The following is a 17,926-nucleotide window of genomic DNA, read 5'->3' on the forward strand; positions in this document are numbered from 1 at the left end:
CATCTCCTGCTATCTTACGAAACTATACCATATATTCGGATTTTGTTGCAAAAGAAATACCGCCCGCGCAAAGCGAGCGGCGATTTTTCCTTCTATATAATATACGCAATTTCTACAATTCCTCTTTAATCGCTTTGATCTTTAGAATAAACCGGTCGGTCTCCAAGCTTGTTGCCTGAACGGAACTGTATTTCGCGCGTTCGAACTCGCCCAACACCTCGTGGAAAAGATTGTTCAGCCGTTTGTGGCTTGGCGACCATCTCTGAATCGCTTCGCGAAGCGTCTCATGCTCCCCGCGTTCATAACCTTTGCGCCGGCAAAGCCGCAGCAGCTTCTCCGTCTCCCATACAATCCGGTCATTGCCGGAATAAGCCCGGTATCTGGATCGGATCCATGGAGTACGCAGCAAGACAAGAACAAGCACAAGCACGACAAGAACGGCTGCCGATACACTGCCCCAGATGATAGCGGAATGGTTGCCTCCCGTGCTTTCGGTCGCTTCCTCCTGTACCGGATCGGTATCAACCGCTGCGGTAGGCGTCGGCAATGCTTCCTGCTGCACCTCCGTCACCGAGTAAGGGAAGGTAAAGCCTGACGTAGGCTCGAACGGAATCCAGCCATACCCGTCGAAATAAATCTCTACCCAGGAATGCGCATCCGAGTTGCGGACGGTATACGTGCCAGCTCCGTCCGGATTTAATTCCGCTTCGCTTGGAATTCCGCCGGCAGACGGCACATATTCCGAGGCAGGGAGTACGCCAGGAGCGAAGCCTTTTACCCAGCGGGTAGGCAATCCGATAGAACGGGACATTACCGCCATAGCCGTCGAGAAATAATCGCAATAGCCTTCCTTCAGTTCAAAGAGGAACTGGTCGACGAAATCCTTGCTGTCTCCGGTCAGCCTTGATTTGTCCGGTTCATTCGTATACATGAAGTTCTGGCGGAGATAAGTTTCAATCAGCTTGGCCTTATCGTAATCATTCACTGCCGAAGCCGTTAGCGATACGGCAAGCGACCTTACGCGGCCCGGCAAGGAAGACGGAAGCTGCAAATATTGCTTCGTCTCGGCCGGATCCGGCAATTCGGCTTCTGTCTTGCGAAGTCCTTCTTCATCTAATATGGTTACTTCCGAGGTTACCGCATAGCTTTGCGGGAATCTGCGCAGCGGCTTGTCAGACCAGATCAACTCCTGCTCGTTAACCGCCCACTTTAAGCTTTTCGGCAATACGGAAGCATCAGGATCATCCACCCAATGAACAGCTGTAATTGGAGACGCGGCGAACAAAACCGGATAAATATTATTGTTCGACATCCGGACCTGTTGGTCCACCTTCATCGTCTCGGCCTTCTCGCGTCCTTCGATCAGCGGAAGCTCCCAGTCTTTCCCCACCGAGGCTAACCGGTTCCGCTCCGTCTCGTCGTTCACCGTCCAGCCCGCTCCGGTGTACTCCGTCTTCGTCTCGCCTCTCCAGTAGCTCCGATGGTTGGTTGTAATCGTCATAACCGGCGAATAGTCAAAATCAAAACCGCCGCCAAGCTCCGAATCATCGCGTCCATAGCCGGACTTGGTATTGCTGCTGCTCACGTCAACGGGAGCCGCGATTCCTTTGTCTCCAAGGAATACGTTAACCGTCTCGCCCTTGGATTCCTTCCACATCGTATAAGGATCTTGAATAATCGGCGATACGGTCGGCATCAGAATGCCGGCTGTCATCAGCACGGACAAAACAATAACGATGGGCATCAGCAACTGAAGCGGATATTCCGTAAGCTCCTTCCAGCTGTTCGGATGATGGCTTGCCAGCTTATGCAGATGGTTGGCTACCAGCCAGAGCAGGCCCAAGAAGACAATCCAGGCGACCTCATCCCACAGCCAGATTGGAGTAAAAGAATCCGCAATGGTCAGAACGAGAATATTGACGCTTATAAATCCGAATAATCGCATCCTTGTTGTAATCCACATATCAAACAAGATATACAAAACGAGCAGAGCACCGCTGATCCATATAAAAGGATACAGCTGCTCGGCATACCCCCACAACGTACGGAACAAATCGCCCAGCCGGTTCTCTTGATCGGAAACGGTTAAGACGACTTTTTTCAAATCGGCAAAATATGCCGTCGCGCCTACCGCAAGCAATAGCTGAACAACAATCCGCAGCACCCGCATGCTTCGCGGCAGCAGCCAGTCGGCAGCAACAGCGAAGAGCAGCGTGAAGCTGGCCGCGTAGAAGGTCTCACTCCACCAGAAGTCCTCGAAGATCCGGATCGTATGAATAAGCATAAGAGCAATAAATAATTGCGAGAGCTTCATATACCAGTTCGGCGTAACCTTGATGATCACCGTACGGCAGAAAGTAAACAAACGCGGCAAGAGGCTCATGCCCGGCCTCCTTCCAGCACGGCAGGAAGCTCCTGCAGCTGCTTCAGTTCAAATAATGCCCAGCCTTTGCTGCGTATCATCAGGCGCCATTGTTCCTCCAGCCGTCTGTCACCGCCGATATGCATCAGACATGGCGTAAGACCTTTGCGGGAAAGCCATTCCATCGAACGGATAGCTTCCCTGCCGGAGGTTCCGCTTATAACGATTGCAAAGGAACCCTGTTCCAGCCGCGAGTCGGCTGCCACGAGAGACTTGTACAGCCCTTGCTCGGCATCGGCATCCACAAAGGTCAAATGCCTCATTAGCGCATTGCGCTGTTCTGCACCGGACTTAGGTGGGAGAATCGTCAGCTTTTTGCCTGCAGACATTAGTCCGATTGCCGTATCGCCTTTCAAACCGCTGTCTATAAGCGAGGCTGCGGTTGATACCGCCAGCTCGAACCGTTCCGCACCCGAAGCGGGGTAATCGGCGGCATATCGGTCAAGAATAATAAGCGTACGCGGCAATGACTCTCTCTCGAACGCCTTTGATTTCCAGTCGCCGGTCTTCGCTGTTGCGTTCCAGTGAATCCGCGATAGCCGGTCGCCGTACAAATATTCCCGCACGCCGTTGATTTGCGTGGTTTCTTTTGCGGCCCGAGGGGCTGCGGCATGGGAGAAAGGCCCCCGGAAGCCGCTTTGAATGCTATGCCATTGGCGCAGCGGAACAATTTGCGGCAATACGCTGAATGCCGACTCCGAGCCGAATCGGCCGGAATGCTCAAACAAGCCGAATATATCATGGGAAATGCATTCGGTTGTGACGAAGCGGTATTCTCCGCGCTGAAGCGGCGGCGTCTGATACAGCACATCGCCGGAACGCTTGAAGCTCGGGACAAAAGAGGCTTCGAACTGCAGCTGCTGGCCGTTATGGCGCTGCAGCCTGTCTCTGACCAATACATAAGGAATCGGGTAAACGCCCGGAACCTTTACCGATAACTGAACATCCAGCGTGCTGCCTGCCGTAAGCGAGTGGTCGCTGCCCGCGGCAGCCCCGGTCTGCCGGTAGCTGCGGATGCCGGACACGCGGCTGATTCCGCTCCAACGCCCTAAAGCCAAATAAAGCAGCAGCACGTTCAATATCATAAACAGCATTAATGCCGTTTTTCCGCCCTGAAACAACAAATAAAGCAATGCGGCGCCATAAATGATTGCGATAAGCCTCCAGCGTTTACGGGTCTTCGTCTCTTTCACCGCATTCATAGGATCATCGCTCCAGTCTTACGGGAACCTTTGTCTTCTCAAGAACGTCGGCGATAATATCTTCGCTTCTCAGCCCGTTCATCCTTGCGTCCGTGTGAAGCAGCAGACGGTGGGAAAGAACATACGGCGCTAATTGCTTGACGTCATCCGGAGTGACAAACGTACGCTGGGCAAGGAACGCGCTGGCTTTCGCCGCACGCGATAACGCAATTGCGGCACGCGGGCTTGCGCCAAGAAGAACATGGGGATGCGAACGGGTAGCCCGCACAAGCTGAATCAAATAATTGCCGACCGCATCATCGATATGAACGGCTTGTACCTGCTGCTGGATTCTTTCGATATCTTCTATAGAAGTAATCTGCTCCATGCGGTCAGACGGATGACCGGACTCTCTTGCCAAGATCATCCGCTGCTCATCCGCTTCGTTCGGATAGCCAAGGGTCAGCTTCATCATAAAGCGGTCGAGCTGGGCTTCCGGCAGAGAATACGTACCTTCGAAATCGATCGGATTTTGCGTAGCGAGCAGGATAAAGGGAGCCGGGAGCATATACGTATCGCCGTCAACGGTGACATGGCCCTCTTCCATCGCTTCCAGAAGGGCGGATTGCGTTTTTGTAGTCGCCCGATTAATCTCGTCGGCGAGCAGGACGTTTGTCATGACCGGTCCCGGACGGAATATAAATTGCTCCTGCTTCGGATGATAAATCGACACGCCCGTAATATCGGTCGGTAGAAGGTCGGGATTGCATTGAATCCGGCGAAATTGGCCGCCTATAGTTCTCGCCAGTGCTTTCACCAGCTGCGTTTTGCCCGTCCCGGGAACATCCTCAAGCAATACGTGGCCCCCTGCAAGGACGGCCACCATTAAACGTTCTATTTCACTTTGTTTTCCGAGAATACATTCATTCAAGCTATTTAGGATTAAGGAACATAATTGCATATCGGCAAGGCGTGTTTCCATGGACATACCTCCTGCTAAGAATAGTGGATGCAAATAATAAGGGGATTTAGTACCATTTTACAGCAGTACCTTCGAGTAGCACAAATGAACGAACTGCCGAAAAAAATTGGAGGATTCCACATAACCTGACAACCGTATTGCTCTGCTGCTGTAAAAAGTGGGAATCGGTATTCTCATATGATATATTGGCAATATCTTCACTTTTAGACGAACGAAAGAACGAAAATGTTCTGTTCGCGTAAAACATTCCCTTAAGAAGGTGCCATCGTTTGCTGACTCATCTATCCCGTTTTACCAACCGATTCAAAAACGTATTCAAACTGCTGTTCCCCGTTGCCATTCTTCTCTTTCTGTACACGCAAACCAGCGGCTTCATCAAAGAGATTAAGCCGGCGGCGGCTCTCCATCTGCTGAAGCATTTGCACTGGAGCGACCATCTTCAGCTTGCCGCCGTCTGTTTCCTGGCGGTAGCGGTCATGTCGGCATACGACTTTACATTAGTCAGATGGAATCAGGCGCGAATGCCCTGGACCGCCGTGCTCAAAATAAGCTGGATCGCCAATTCCTTCAACAATGCCATGGGCTTCGCAGGGTTGACGGGGGCGGGGCTCCGAATCACGCTGTACCGCAAATGGGGCATTCAAGGCCCGGCATGGCTGCGGTCGCTGGTGTACCAGTCCTTATCCGCCCTTACCGGATTGTCTATTCTCTCCATCCTGCTGCTAGTTGGCGTCTGGAATGACCGCAGCCTGCTTGCGCATCATCTCTGGCTGTATCTTGCCGTCATCCTGATCGCCGTGTATGCGGTGCTGTTCGCTTTGCTCGGCAGGCTGCCCAGGCTCCGTAATCTGCTTGGATTGACAGATAAGGAACAGGAAGATGAAGTTTCCTTGTCGAAACCGCCGGCGCTTCGCATGATTACAACATCATTAGCGGAATGGCTGATGGCCGGCCTCTCCTTCTGGCTGATCATCCACTTGATGTATCTGCCTATCGGATTCCGGGAGGCTATGAGCATCTATGTCGTGGCAGCCGTTGCCGGCGTAGCGAGCTTTGTTCCGAGCGGACTTGGGTCCTTTGATGCGATCGTCCTGCTTGCTTTCCAGCACCTCGGCTTATCGCCCGACCAAGGGCTGGCCGTACTTGTGCTCTACCGGATCTTTTATTGTTTCCTTCCGTGGGCAGTTGGGCTAGCGCTGGCGACAACGGAATGGATTCCGAGCAAGGAAAGATGGAATCAAACGCAGGAGCAGGTTCTGAAGCCCGCTATCAAACGCTGGCATACGATCTGGAATTGGCCTAGCCAAACAGCCGTTCTTAGCGATATTAGCACTTGGGCCCTTTCGGCTCTTGTATTTATAAGCGGCATCCTGCTATTAGTCTCCTCCGCCACGCCGGGCAGCTGGCACCGGATGCAGCTGCTCGAGCAGTTCGTAACTCCTTTTACGATGAAGGGCTCCCACCAGCTGGCCGTCCTCATCGGACTTCTAATGCTGATGGTCTCCGAGGGCATCCGTTTCCGCGTTAAACGGGCGTACTTCCTGGCGATGATTCTGCTGATCGGCGGTACGTTCGCCTTAATTCTGAAGGGCTTCGAATTCGAAGAAGCCATCTTTCTTCTGTTTGTCTGCCTGCTCTTATGGCTGTCCAAAGACAGGTTCAACCGGAAGGAATCCATCTTCACCTTGCGCAAAACGATTGGCTGGGCAGGCATCTCGCTTATCGTTATGCTGCTGTATCTGTCTGTCGGAATATCGACCAACGAGCTTCCGCCCGGCATGTTCCATCATGCCAAATGGCATGCCCGTTATACGTTGAAGGATGAAGAGCTGCTGCGCGAAGGTATCATTGCGCTCGCTGTGAGCTGGATTCTGCTTACGGTCCGGAGAATATTCGTGCCAAGCCTTCCCCCTGCCCCTAAACCGGGGCCTCAGGATTGGGAGAGGCTGGAGCAGCTGCTCGCCAAGCATCCCGGCAATTTCCTGACCCATCTATTGTATATGGGCGACAAGAGCTTCATGTGGTCGCCCGACAATCAAGCGGTACTCTCGTATGGCCGCATCGGCAAAACCCTTGTAGCGCTTGGCGATCCGATCGGGGATCCGGCTTCTGTCCGGCAGCTCGTGCGTCAATTCCGCGATTACGCGGATCATTACGCGGCGACGGCCGTCTTTTACCAGGTGAAAGCCGAAAACCTGCCGCTCTATCACGAATACGGCTACCGGTTCTTCAAGCTTGGAGAGGAAGCGATTGTTCCGCTCGAGCAGTTCCAATTATCCGGCAGGCGAAAAGCGGATTTGCGGGCGGCTTGCAACCGGTATGAACGGAACGGATTTACATTCGATATCGCGAAGCCGCCATTCAGTACAATGCTGCTGTCCGAGCTCAAGGCAGTGTCCGATGAATGGCTGGAAGACGATAAGGAAAAAGGCTTCTCGCTGGGCACCTTCTCCGAATCTTATCTGGAGCTGGCTCCGATTGCCGTCCTGCGGGATAATGAGAACCGCGTCGCCGCTTTCGCCAGCATTATGCCGGTGTACGACCATCACAAATCCGTTTCCATTGATCTGATGCGTCACCGGGACGGCCTTAGCGGCGTAATGGATGTTCTGTTTGTTCATTTGCTGCAATGGGCTAAATCGGAGGGCTATGAAATCTTTAATCTGGGGATGGCGCCTCTCTCCAGTGTCGGAGAATCGGTCTATGCCTACCGCGGGGAGAAGCTGGCAAGATGGGTTTTCTTAAAAGGAGGCCACTTCTATGGATTCCAGGGTATCCGTCGCTTCAAGGATAAGTTTGATCCGGAATGGGAACCGCGTTATCTGGCGTTTCCTCAAAATAGCCTCTTCCTGAGGCTTATCGTTCAGGTTACAAGAATGATCTCCCGCGGGACAGGAAGCGGCAGATAAATATAGCGCCTTGCAAAGAAAAAGCAGGCTTGCCCAAATGCGGCAAGCCTGCTTTTCACCTTTAACCCTTCGGACGGACGACAAGCGCCGCCAGGAAGGAGAAGATAATCGCCGCTGAAATACCGGCGCTTGTGACTTTGAAGATTCCGGAGATGACCCCAATCCAGCCGGAATTTTGAAGCTCGGTCAACGCGCCGTGAACAAGCGCATTGCCGAAGCTGGTAATCGGCACGGTTGCGCCCGCCCCGGCAAAGCTAACGAGCGGCTCATACCAGCCGAGACCGTCGATGATCGCCCCTGCCACAACAAGCGTAGCCATCGTATGAGCCGGAGTCAGCTTCACGACATCAAATAGCAGCTGGCCAACGACGCAGATCGCGCCCCCTACAACAAATGCCCATAGAAATTGCATGCTGCTCTACTCCTTTCCGCCGCTGATCGCAACGGCATGTGCAATACAAGGAATACTCTCCCCTTGTTGGAAGGAAAGCGGGGATAACAAGGCGCCCGTCGCAACTACAAGTACGCGCTTCAAGTCTCCATTGGCGATTTTTTTGAGGATATGGCCATAGGTTACAACGGCCGAGCAGCCGCAGCCGCTTCCTCCCGCCTGTACCTTTTGCTTCTCCACGTCAAAAACCATCAATCCGCAATCTTTGAATGTCGTCTCATCCATGGGAACCCCGTCACGGATGAGCAGCTCCTTGGCAAGCGGATGACCGACGCTAGCGAGATCTCCGGTTACAATCAGGTCGTAGTCCTTGGGCGTGCGGCCCGTATCGTTAAAATGCGCCTGTATCGTATCCACGGCCGCAGGCGCCATAGCCGCTCCCATATTAAACGGATCCTTGACTCCGAGGTCAATAACCTTGCCGATCGTTGCATATTCAACGACCGGTCCTTCGCCTGAAGCGGCAACAACTACGGCGCCGGCACCGGTTACGGTATACTGCGCGGTAGGCGGCTTCTGCGCACCGTATTCCGTCGGGTAACGGAACTGCTTCTCCGCCGTGCAGTTGTGGCTGCATGTACCGGCCAGCACGTATTGCCCGGCACCCGAGTCTACCATTAAGGAAGCAATCGCAAGCGACTCCATCGAGGTCGAACAAGCGCCAAACACGCCGAGATTGGGCACGCCTAGCGTTCTTGCCGCAAAGCTATTGCTAATAATTTGATTCATCAGGTCGCCGCCGACATAGAACTGCAGCTGATCCTTAGCGATCTTGGCATTGTTCAGCGCAAATTCCGATGCCTGCTCCAGCAAGAGCCGCTCTGCTTTCTCCCAGCTTTTCTGCTGCAGGTCCAGCTCCGGATGCACGAGGTCAAAATCCCCAGCCAACGGCCCGTCGCCTTCGTCGGGACCGACAACGGTAGCCGCCCCGATAATAACCGGGCGGTTCTCAAATTTCCATGTTTGTTTACCCTGCAGCATCTTAATGAGCACCACCCGTACCAAAGATCAAATGGGCGATGCCGACAAAAAACGCCGCAACGGTACCATACACGATAACGGAGCCGGCCAGCTTGAACATATTTCCTCCTACGCCTAGCACCAGCCCTTCGCTGCGGTGCTCAAGAGCGGCGGAACACATGGAGTTGGCAAACCCGGTTACCGGTACGGCAGAACCTGCTCCGGCAAACTGGGCGATTTTGTCGTAAACCCCGATGCTCGTCAGAATGACAGAAATAATAATCAGCACGGCAACGGTTGGATTGCTGGCATCCTCAGGCTTCATATGAGCCAGATGAATAAAGAGCTGCTGAATGGCCTGCCCCAGTACACAGATGGCACCGCCTATAATAAACGCACGAATACAATTGCCGAAAATGGAACGCGAAGGCTCACGAGTCTTCGCAAAGGCTTGGTATTCCTTTGGCGACATGGACATTTTGCGGTACTTTCCGCCTCCGGCGCTTTTTACTGCCATAACGTTACACTCCTTTTTTATGTACACATGGTAAGTACATTATTTGTCAACGGAAGAAAGGATATGTATCGAACGGCGAAATGTCCCAGCGGCAATAAAAAAACCTCCGCAGCAAATTGCGAAGGTCCATATTGCTAAGTATGTTTAACCTTTTGGCTTTACGAACAAGGCGGCGATGAAGGAGAAAATAATCGCGGCGGACACGCCGGCGCTGGTCACCTTGAAAATGCCCGTAATAATGCCGATCCAGCCGGTCTTCTTCATTTCTTCCAGCGCACCGTGCACTAACGCGTTGCCGAAGCTGGTAATCGGAATGGATGCGCCCGCGCCGGCGAATTTAATCAACGGGTCATAAATGCCGACACCGTCTCCGATCGCGCCAAGCACGACAAGCAATGTCATCGTGTGGGCAGGCGTCAGCTTAAAGACGTCAAAACAAATTTGGCCAATGACGCAAATCGCTCCGCCCACCAGAAAAGCCCATAAGAAAATCATGGCTGCCTCACCTCATTCTCAATGGAAACCGCATGCGCGATACAAGGGATCGTCTCGCCCTGTTGGAAGGAGATTGGCGATAAAAGCGCCCCCGTCGCAACAACAAGAATGCGATTAAGCTCCTTCTCGCGCATCCGCCTTAGCAAATGGCCGTAAGTAACGGTCGCCGAACAGCCCGCACCGCTGGCGCCTGCCTGCACCTGCTGCTTCTCATAGTTATACATCATCATGCCGCAGTCCTTGTAGACGGTCTGATGAATAGGGAAATTATGTTTTTCGAATAATTCATTCGCAATCGCATAACCAACTTTGGATAGATCGCCCGTCACAATCAGATCATAATAACCGGGCTCAATACGAAAATCACGAAAATGGGCTTGTATCGTATCGACCGCTGCCGGCGCCATTGCCGCTCCCATATTAAATGGATCGCTAATGCCCATATCCACGACGCGTCCCATCGTAGCCGAGGTAACATAAGGGCCATCGCCCTGCTGCGTCAAAACGCTAACTCCCGCTCCCGTTACGGAATATTGAGCGGTTGGCGGCTTCTGGGAACCGTATTCGGTCGGATAACGGAACTGCTTCTCTGCTGTAGCGTTATGGCTGCAGGCACTCGACATCACGTATTGGGCTGAGCGCGAATTGACCAAATTAGCCGCGATAGCGAGACTTTCCATGGAGGTCGAGCAGGCGCCAAAAACGCCGATATACGGAATTTGCAGCGTTCTTGCCGCAAAGGTGGAGCTGATGATCTGGTTCATCAGGTCGCCGCCCACCAGAAAATTGATGGATTCCTTCGTTATCTGAGCCTTCTCGATAGCCAGATTGGCCGCTTCCTCCAATAAGGTCCGTTCGGCTTTTTCCCAGCTGTCCTGCCCAAGCCGGAGGTCTCCATGGACAATATCAAAGTCGTGCGCCAGAGGGCCTTGTCCCTCGAACGGACCAACAATAGCAGCCGTCCCTGCAATAACGGGATGATTCTCAAAGAGCCAGCTTTGATGGCCTTTTAACATAATTAATGTCCTCCTCCAACGGCATGAGGATTAAAGATCAGATGAACAATGCCTACAACAAAAGCCGCAACTACGCCAAATACGATAACCGGACCGGAAATTTTGAACATTTTCCCGCCTACGCCAAGCACAAGTCCTTCACTCCGGTGCTCGATAGCCGCCGAAGACATCGTATTGGCAAACCCGGTAACCGGAACGGCAGAACCGGCTCCTGCCCATTGCGCGATTTTATCGTAGATCCCTAGGCTTGTTAAAACCACAGACAGGAAGATCATAATCGCTACCGTAGGATTGCTGGCTTTTTTCTCGTCAAAGCCGGCCCAATGAACAAACATCTCCTGAATGGATTGGCCGATAATGCAGATCAACCCGCCCACCAGAAAAGCTTTAAGACAGTTAATGAAGATAGGCCGTTTGGGCTCATGTTTTTTAGCTAGCTCCTGATACTCCTGCTGTACCGGGGTAAATTTCTTTTTATTGCTCGACATCATCCTTACCTCCCGACGCTTGAAGTTAATGATGCAGCAGCGGCTTCATTTCCGTAATGACCTGCCGCATTTCTTGCGCGCACCGTTCGTACATATGCTTTGCATCCGTGTTTTTCGTTGAAAGTCCAAACAGTTCTAAATCCGCTTCTATCTTCTTCATCAAGGCATACAGCTCTGCCTTCAGCTGCGGCTGGGGGACTTTAATATGATCATCGTAAAGATCTACATAGAGCTGACGGTAAGCATCAACCTGGCCAATAAAAACATTGTCCAGCCCAACCCCGATCTTCTCGAGCTCGGTAGCAAGCCACCTGCGGTTAAGGCCAACCGTGGACAGCGGCTCATCCATAATTTTGCCGTCCATGATAACCGTCTGAGGCTCATGTTCCGGTGCCACCTTGATGCCCAGATGCGCAGGAGTAAGCGGCTGGTTCTCCCTCGTCAGCAGAACGCTGATATCCCCGCTTGGCTCCATAATCGCGAACTCAACATCGGCTACGCGGAATACATCCTTCTTGCGAAGCTGTTCCAGCAGCTCGTCGGAGGTCAGCCGTTCCTTCTTCAGGTTGTCCTCCAGCACTTTGCCGCCCTTGATCAGAACGGTTGCTTTACTGTCGATAAGGTCACGGCCTTTCTTGCTCTTCAGCTGCAAAAATTCGATCCCGACGGAGACAGCAACCCATACGCCAAGCGAGATCAGGCCCAAGAACCAAGTTGCCTCCAAATCAAGAGATACGTATGCAGCCAGGTTACCGATCGAAATACCGGTAATGTATTCAAAGAAAGAAAGCTGGGATATTTGCCGTTTACCTACCAGTTTAGTAAGCAGGAAAAGGACAAATATCGACAGTAAGGTGCGTAGAGTAACCTCTAACCAGTCCTGCACAATTCTTTTCCCCCTGTCGCTTGTTTCTACGTTTAGATTATTTGTCAAAAGACAGATCGCAACACGAATAACCATTTTCCACAGCAGGAAAAAGGTTCAGGTCAAACTTCTATTAATTCCCATGAATGTCAGAAGAGAAAGGCTGACATATTAGTTTTGTTGTCAAGTTCTTAAGGAGGTGTTGGATATGACCGTAGCATCCGATGTAAAAACATGCGTTGCCTCTTTAAAGAGCGCGCAGGCAAGCCTGGAACAGTTTGCTTTGTCGACCGAAAACAAATCGGCTAAGCAAATGTTCGAGCAGGCAGCGCAACAGACGCAAACAATCGTCGATCAAGTGGCCAGCCGTGTAAAAGAGCTGGAAAACGAGGAGCCGCAATACTTAGGTTTCTAATGGACTACGCATTCAAATGTTCTTACGATCGCCATTGTTCCAGGATTCCTTTGAATAAACTCTATAAGGTTGGAATTCTCTCACAAAAGCGAACGCTAAAAGCTTTCTGTAAGAAAGCTGCATCGGAAGCATAATCTCGCTTCTACAGAATCATTTGAATGCTCCGTCCTGAGCAGTAAGAAAATGGCCGTGCGAATACAGTCGCACGGCCATTTTTTTAGAAGCAGAAGAACAATAAGATCACAAGAAGCACGTAAAGGACAAGAACAAAGGTCGTAATCGACGGCCGACGGCCGCTTGATGCTGCAACGTTTTTCATTGGCATTCCCCCAGTAGGCTTCTGCCATTATCGTATGCAGCTTGGGCGCCAGCGGTTCATCCCCTTATAAGCTAATGATGATTTCTTTGCCGGAAGGACTAACTGCTCGGATCTGATTGTCCTCTATGGACAACTGGATAGACTGACGCCATTGCTCGGGCTGAATTTCTTCCAGAGCGCCAGGCTCCCCATAGACCGCAGCGATTAGAATATGCGAACCCGGCTGAAGTTTTGCCTGGAGCGTAGGAATTGCCGTCCTCTGATGCATCAGGTTGGTATTGGACTGGACTTGAATAAGCTCGGCCCGCTCAAAGCCCCGAATGCCCGATACGCCGCTGCTTCCAAAGCCGGTACGGCCGATTACGCTGCAGGTTTGCTTGCTGACGGCAAGCTTTGCGTCTAGCGGAAGAGCAAAACCGCCTTCGGCCGCATCCAGCTCTCTTGCCGTCTCGACCCGGTGAATCCTTAAGTGCCAAGGCAGTCCGGCGATCAGATAAGTCATCACCGTTACATCCCGCCATGGCTTCCAGACAGACGCAAGGATGTCGCCATCGATGTTGGTCTCTTCATTTTTCCGGCGGACGCGATACAAGTTATCTCCTTCGCTTAAGGCAAGCATGGAGTCATAAGCTCCTTGGGACAATCCCCATTCCGCACGCGGCACGCTAAAGCCGAAGGAAGCGGAGTATGCAAACTTCTCATATTTCGCCGAGGTATGAGTATGCTCATTGGTGCCGAGATGACCCGCGTTAAAGGCTGCAACATGATCGCGTTCGCTGTGCCTGCAAACAACAAGATGAGGAGCCTGCTGCACCGAGATGGCCGGCAGCCCCGGCAGAGGAAGCTCCTCTGCCCGCCAGAACGGATGATCGTCCGGCAAGGCCAAAGGCAGGAAAGCCTTAAATGCCCAATAAACGGAGCCAGGAGCATTATAATTTTCGGCCATAATCAGATTGGGATAGCTGTATCCAACCGATAATACGCCGTCAGACGAGAAAATCGGCTGGCTTAACCACCATCGCAGATGGCGCAAATACAATCCCTTGACGACACCAAGTTCAAACGGCTGCACACCGGCAAAAGCATACGCTCCCCACAATGCCCCCTGCGCGAAACGGTAGGTCAAGCTGCGTCCGTACGGAATGGCTCGTCCATCCTCGGCGAACCAGTTCACGAACTGCCCGGCGAATAGGATTCCTCGTTCCTCAAAGCGTGCTGCACGATCGGGATCCTCTTCCTTCATTAGTGCCGCATAAAGAAGTCCGCAGTAATGAAAAGCCAAAGGCACGTAATAGTCGCTATGTCCGTTAACTCCGTCTTCGTACCAGCCATCCTCCAGATAAAACTGCTCCAGCCGGTTCAGGTTCGTCTCAAGCTGCTCCTTCGCGTAAGGCAGACCAAGCTTATAGAAGCCTACGTTAACAAGGACATGGAAGAACAGCCAGTTGCAATCATGAGCCCGGCGGCTGTTAATCTGATTCAGCCAGTTGTAGAAATGCTGCTTCGCTTCATCGCTAAGCGGCTCCCACAAGCGGTGCGGAGCAATAGCTAAAGCTAGGCCTAGCGAAGCCATCTCCACCAATCGCTGATCATAATCGGCGACTTCTCCCCAAAACTCCCCATGCGCGGGATTTGTGCCGTTTGTTATTCCTTTCAGCACAAGCTGCAGCAGCTCTTCGTCAACCTTGGCGCAGCCTGCCGCAAGCGGCGCCAGCCCCCAGACAATACGGGAGAAGCCTTCCATCCCTGCAATGTCAGGCGGCTGGCCCGCACCGGATCCGTTCAGATCCAGACGTGCTCCTCCGGTTGAGTAATACGGCAGAAGCGGCTTGGTCAGTTGGCTGAACGCCAGCTCCAGGTCCGCTTTTCCGCGCAGCGGGTTCGAAGCTATTGGCGCGATTACTCCCATGGAATCGCGACGCCTCCTTTAAGACGCGCGAGACCCTCCACAAAGAAATAATCGCCGTAGATCAGCGGCACATCCATATTTTTGCGTTCCGGATAATGGCTGGTTCCATGCAGGATAAGTCCTTCTTCCTCTTCCTCGCCAAACGAACCGTAGTTCTCGTACAGGGACTTCAAAATCCGCTCTCCGGCGCCGCGATAGCCGGATGCCTCCGCCGAAGGCACAAGCTCAGCCAGCAGCAGCAGACCGCATGCCGCGCAGGCCCCCGCCGAAGAATCGCGCAGCCACTTCGTCTCCTCCGGCGCACGGAAATCCCATACCGGCACGCTGTCCGCAGGCAGCTGCGACAGGAAGAAATGCGATACCTGCTTGGCTGCATCCAGAAGGTCCTTGCGGCCTGTATGCTTCGCGGCCAAAGTTAGTCCATAGACCGCCCAAGCTGTGCCGCGGGACCAAGCGGACTCCGGTCCATAACCTTGGCCGCCGATAAATTCGGCAACCTCGCCAGTCTGGGAATCAAAGCGGACAATGTGGCGGACCGAGCCATCGGTACGGATAAAGTGGTTCAATACGGTACCCATGTGGGCTTCCGCAACATGGCTGTATCTTGGGTCGCCGGTCTCCCGGGTTGCCCATTGCAAGAGAGGTACGTTCATCGCGCAGTCAATAATCGCCCAGCCGCTGTTGTCCTCTCCTTCACTCCAAGGGTTCCAGGCCCGGATGAAATTGCCCTTCAGATTAAATCGGCCCATCAAATAATTGGCTGCCTTCAGTGCTCTTCGTCGGGACTCTTCTCCGCCATTCAGCTTGAAATTGATGACGCTGGTCAGAATCCACATAAAGCCGATATCATGGTCAAGCCGGTCATACCCGTCCAGCACCTCGTCCAGCTTCAGCTCGCATTCTTCCGCAATCCGGCGAAAAGGTAGGTCGGCATTCGCTTCACCTTCATGCAATAACCACAATAGTCCCGGCCAGAAGCCTGCCGTCCACCAGTGCGGGGCTTCAAGCACATATTTGCCGCCTTGGCTCGCATGCGGGAATTCCGCACCGATACGGACGCTTGTCCGCAGGACCTTTTGCACCGTTTGTTCCCAAGCTTCATTTACCCATGATGCGATTTCGAGCTGGCTAGCAGCGGTTGTATTTGTCATTTAGGACTCCACCTGTTCCTGAAATTTGAAGTTTAGTTTAAACGTCTTCTCAAGGGATGCTTCATCTTTCGAAATAAGATAAATGCGATAATAGCCTTCTTCCTGGCCCGAATGATTGGAATACACGCGTTCTACAATGGAGACGTCCAGGCTTTGCGGTTCATAGGACAACAAAACCGAATGCCGGCTGCCCTTCAAGACAATCTGGCCTTCTGATTGCACATATGGCGGACATTTGCTGACGATAACCTCCGTGATCACCGAACCTTGCTGGTTAAATCGGAAGCTGTCCGTTAACTCAAGCTCCGGAAGTCCGGTTTTACGCCAGACAAATTCGCGCTCAAGCGTTGCAAGTCCGCTGCCCGGGTAACACGCTGCAAGCTCCAGCTTAAGCCGGTCCTCCAGCTCTCCCTGTTCTACCCATTCCACGGAAGCCTTGCTCTCCGCGCCAACGGCCTGAAGCTGTCCGTTCACAATCGGCAAGGAATGTCCTTGCGCTCCCGTGCAGTCGTATTCATAACGGCCTTCGCCAAAGTATTGCGCCGTATATTCCCCGCTCCCAAGATCCACGGCAAACGCGGGATCACCCTCCGCAATCAGAATAAAATGGCCAACGTCATTATGATTATGAGGTTCATCGTTATGCCCGCCTTTGGCTGCAAAGCCAAAGCTGCCGCAAGCATTGTTAACCCGGGAAATCAGCCACTGGGCATCCGCCAAATACCAGCTTCCGCTTGGCCAATCCGATTGTCTTGGTGCTTCCGGTCTGAACCAGAGCAAATTGCGCAATGCATGGGCAAATCGGCTGCAATGATCATCCGTAAAACCTGCCCGTATCGATAATGGCGCGAAGCTTGCCTCCTCAACGTGAAAGGCAAGATAATCGGACAAGCCGATGTTTGCGCTTACATGATCCGACGCATCCGAGAAGTTGGCTGGCCGGTTCCCCACGAGATACGCTTTTTGCTGGAATCCGGCGATGGTCCGTACGTGAGCGGAATCAAGCAAATCCGCATTGCCGCCTGTGGCGCGCTTCAGCAAGTCTGCGAAATAAACAAAATAACCAAAGCCGTAATTCCAGTAGCCCGGACCTTCCGCGCAAGCTCCGTCTTCCCCGAAGCCGGATAGATAGTGGTTCATCGTTCCGATTGCCCGGTGAAGGATAACCGCTCTCCGTTCCTTGTCAACGCCTAGCAAAATGGCGGTTGCTCCAATCGATCCGGCACATACGGCTGCCCAGTTGTGATCGGCAGCTTCCCAATGATAAGGAGGATATCGATCATCCAGATAAGGGGTAAATATTCTTAGCTCGATCTCTGTCCCAATAGCCTCCCGAAGTGCCAAAGGAAGAGATTGTTCCGTAATCGTCAGAATCTCGGCCAAAGCAAATCCCGTTTCGGAAGCAAAAAGATCGATATGGCGGTCAACCGAATTCCCTCTCATATGAGCCGGCAAGCACCAGGTCATCTCTTCCAGAACCGCCTGAATCGTATCGATCAGGGCCTGGCGATATTCCGTTGAATCCGGGAAAAGACAATGCAGCAGCGCAAACGAAGTAAGCCGGCTCCTGCGTTCGAAATAAAGCCCTTCGTAAATGAGTCGGTTCCCGCTCTTCTCGAACAGATCATATGTCTCCCGGGTCAGAACGGGAATCGGACGATCAAGCAGACGTTCTCCCTCTGCCCTAATTTCCCCAATCATGTCCGAGTACGCCTGGGATTCCGCCATCCCTCTCCAGTCCACCTTGCTACCGGAGTACGTATATACATCGCTGGCCGCCGCTGGCTGATCTATCAGCCACCTTTCCAGTAATTCCTTCTGCCATTCATAATTCGTCCGCAAGTAT

The 17,926-nt window shown here is 52.7% G+C and carries 15 protein-coding genes; 2 read left to right on the forward strand and 13 right to left on the reverse strand.

Annotation, left to right across the window (positions count from 1 at the left end; all coding sequences use genetic code 11):
• Positions 1 to 112: 112 nt before the first annotated feature.
• Genes PJDR2_RS20290 through PJDR2_RS20300 form a run of 3 tightly spaced genes read right to left on the reverse strand, consistent with a single transcriptional unit; the run spans position 113 to position 4,585 of the window.
• Entirely contained in the window at positions 113 to 2,383 is a 2,271-nt protein-coding gene (locus PJDR2_RS20290) for a transglutaminase TgpA family protein (protein WP_015845594.1), read from the reverse strand.
• On the reverse strand, positions 2,380 to 3,624 hold the full coding sequence (locus PJDR2_RS20295) for a DUF58 domain-containing protein (protein WP_015845595.1): 1,245 nt from the start codon (positions 3,622 to 3,624) through the stop codon (positions 2,380 to 2,382). Before PJDR2_RS20295 ends, PJDR2_RS20290 begins: the two co-directional genes overlap by 4 nt.
• Positions 3,625 to 3,628: 4 nt before the next feature.
• A complete protein-coding gene (locus PJDR2_RS20300) occupies positions 3,629 to 4,585 on the reverse strand; it encodes an AAA family ATPase (protein ID WP_015845596.1) in 957 nt (318 codons plus the stop codon).
• 269 nt (positions 4,586 to 4,854) lie between these two features.
• On the opposite strand from PJDR2_RS20300, the gene mprF reads away from it, so the two are divergent.
• Positions 4,855 to 7,494 carry a bifunctional lysylphosphatidylglycerol flippase/synthetase MprF gene (mprF, locus tag PJDR2_RS20305; protein WP_015845597.1) on the forward strand — a complete coding sequence of 880 codons (2,640 nt, stop codon included), beginning with the start codon at positions 4,855 to 4,857 and terminating at the stop codon, positions 7,492 to 7,494.
• Between the two features lie 61 nt (positions 7,495 to 7,555).
• On the opposite strand, the gene spoVAE (PJDR2_RS20310) is transcribed toward mprF, so the two are convergent.
• The 7 genes from spoVAE (PJDR2_RS20310) to PJDR2_RS20340 form a co-directional block, all read right to left on the reverse strand.
• Positions 7,556 to 7,906, reverse strand: a complete 351-nt coding sequence (gene spoVAE / locus PJDR2_RS20310; protein WP_015845598.1) for a stage V sporulation protein AE — start codon at positions 7,904 to 7,906, stop codon at positions 7,556 to 7,558.
• A 6-nt stretch (positions 7,907 to 7,912) separates the two neighbouring features.
• Positions 7,913 to 8,926: a stage V sporulation protein AD gene (gene spoVAD / locus PJDR2_RS20315; protein ID WP_015845599.1), complete on the reverse strand. Its 1,014-nt coding sequence runs from the start codon at positions 8,924 to 8,926 to the stop codon at positions 7,913 to 7,915.
• 1 nt (position 8,927) lies between these two features.
• A complete protein-coding gene (gene spoVAC, locus PJDR2_RS20320) occupies positions 8,928 to 9,422 on the reverse strand; it encodes a stage V sporulation protein AC (RefSeq protein WP_015845600.1) in 495 nt (164 codons plus the stop codon).
• Between the two features lie 144 nt (positions 9,423 to 9,566).
• Positions 9,567 to 9,917 carry a stage V sporulation protein AE gene (gene spoVAE, locus PJDR2_RS20325; RefSeq protein ID WP_015845601.1) on the reverse strand — a complete coding sequence of 117 codons (351 nt, stop codon included), beginning with the start codon at positions 9,915 to 9,917 and terminating at the stop codon, positions 9,567 to 9,569.
• A complete protein-coding gene (gene spoVAD, locus PJDR2_RS20330) occupies positions 9,914 to 10,933 on the reverse strand; it encodes a stage V sporulation protein AD (protein ID WP_015845602.1) in 1,020 nt (339 codons plus the stop codon). Before spoVAD (PJDR2_RS20330) ends, spoVAE (PJDR2_RS20325) begins: the two co-directional genes overlap by 4 nt.
• Positions 10,934 to 10,935: 2 nt before the next feature.
• A complete protein-coding gene (gene spoVAC, locus PJDR2_RS20335; RefSeq protein WP_015845603.1) occupies positions 10,936 to 11,424 on the reverse strand; it encodes a stage V sporulation protein AC in 489 nt (162 codons plus the stop codon).
• A 22-nt stretch (positions 11,425 to 11,446) separates the two neighbouring features.
• Entirely contained in the window at positions 11,447 to 12,307 is an 861-nt protein-coding gene (locus PJDR2_RS20340; RefSeq protein ID WP_015845604.1) for a DUF421 domain-containing protein, read from the reverse strand.
• 187 nt (positions 12,308 to 12,494) lie between these two features.
• Here PJDR2_RS20340 and PJDR2_RS20345 point away from each other — a divergent pair, with 187 nt between their 5' ends.
• Positions 12,495 to 12,701, forward strand: coding sequence for a DUF1657 domain-containing protein (locus PJDR2_RS20345; RefSeq protein WP_015845605.1), 207 nt, complete (start codon positions 12,495 to 12,497; stop codon positions 12,699 to 12,701).
• Positions 12,702 to 13,084: 383 nt separating this feature from the next.
• Here the strand turns inward: PJDR2_RS20345 and PJDR2_RS20350 are convergent, their stop codons facing one another.
• The 3 genes from PJDR2_RS20350 to PJDR2_RS20360 are packed head-to-tail and all read right to left on the reverse strand — an operon-like array spanning position 13,085 to position 17,922.
• Positions 13,085 to 14,929, reverse strand: coding sequence for a DUF2264 domain-containing protein (locus tag PJDR2_RS20350; protein ID WP_015845606.1), 1,845 nt, complete (start codon positions 14,927 to 14,929; stop codon positions 13,085 to 13,087).
• Positions 14,920 to 16,080, reverse strand: a complete 1,161-nt coding sequence (locus tag PJDR2_RS20355; RefSeq protein WP_015845607.1) for a glycoside hydrolase family 88 protein — start codon at positions 16,078 to 16,080, stop codon at positions 14,920 to 14,922. Before PJDR2_RS20355 ends, PJDR2_RS20350 begins: the two co-directional genes overlap by 10 nt.
• The gene (locus PJDR2_RS20360; protein WP_015845608.1) at positions 16,081 to 17,922 is read right to left on the reverse strand and encodes a heparinase II/III family protein; all 1,842 of its coding nucleotides are present in this window, start codon (positions 17,920 to 17,922) and stop codon (positions 16,081 to 16,083) included.
• Positions 17,923 to 17,926 lie beyond the last annotated feature (4 nt).

Origin of the sequence: Paenibacillus sp. JDR-2, from assembly GCF_000023585.1 — a bacterium.
In the GTDB taxonomy this organism is placed as follows: domain Bacteria; phylum Bacillota; class Bacilli; order Paenibacillales; family Paenibacillaceae; genus Pristimantibacillus.

What these genes read in the sequence shown, in the direction of transcription:
- spoVAE (WP_015845601.1), bottom strand. Translation starts at nt 9,917, where the DNA reads ATGATTTTCTTATGGGCTTTTCTGGTGGGCGGAGCGATTTGCGTCATT.
- spoVAC (WP_015845600.1), bottom strand. Translation starts at nt 9,422, where the DNA reads ATGGCAGTAAAAAGCGCCGGAGGCGGAAAGTACCGCAAAATGTCCATG.
- PJDR2_RS20300 (WP_015845596.1), bottom strand. Translation starts at nt 4,585, where the DNA reads ATGGAAACACGCCTTGCCGATATGCAATTATGTTCCTTAATCCTAAAT.
- spoVAC (WP_015845603.1), bottom strand. Translation starts at nt 11,424, where the DNA reads ATGATGTCGAGCAATAAAAAGAAATTTACCCCGGTACAGCAGGAGTAT.
- spoVAD (WP_015845599.1), bottom strand. Translation starts at nt 8,926, where the DNA reads ATGCTGCAGGGTAAACAAACATGGAAATTTGAGAACCGCCCGGTTATT.
- PJDR2_RS20295 (WP_015845595.1), bottom strand. Translation starts at nt 3,624, where the DNA reads ATGAATGCGGTGAAAGAGACGAAGACCCGTAAACGCTGGAGGCTTATC.
- spoVAE (WP_015845598.1), bottom strand. Translation starts at nt 7,906, where the DNA reads ATGCAATTTCTATGGGCATTTGTTGTAGGGGGCGCGATCTGCGTCGTT.
- PJDR2_RS20290 (WP_015845594.1), bottom strand. Translation starts at nt 2,383, where the DNA reads ATGAGCCTCTTGCCGCGTTTGTTTACTTTCTGCCGTACGGTGATCATC.
- PJDR2_RS20355 (WP_015845607.1), bottom strand. Translation starts at nt 16,080, where the DNA reads ATGACAAATACAACCGCTGCTAGCCAGCTCGAAATCGCATCATGGGTA.
- PJDR2_RS20350 (WP_015845606.1), bottom strand. Translation starts at nt 14,929, where the DNA reads ATGGGAGTAATCGCGCCAATAGCTTCGAACCCGCTGCGCGGAAAAGCG.
- spoVAD (WP_015845602.1), bottom strand. Translation starts at nt 10,933, where the DNA reads ATGTTAAAAGGCCATCAAAGCTGGCTCTTTGAGAATCATCCCGTTATT.
- PJDR2_RS20345 (WP_015845605.1), top strand. Translation starts at nt 12,495, where the DNA reads ATGACCGTAGCATCCGATGTAAAAACATGCGTTGCCTCTTTAAAGAGC.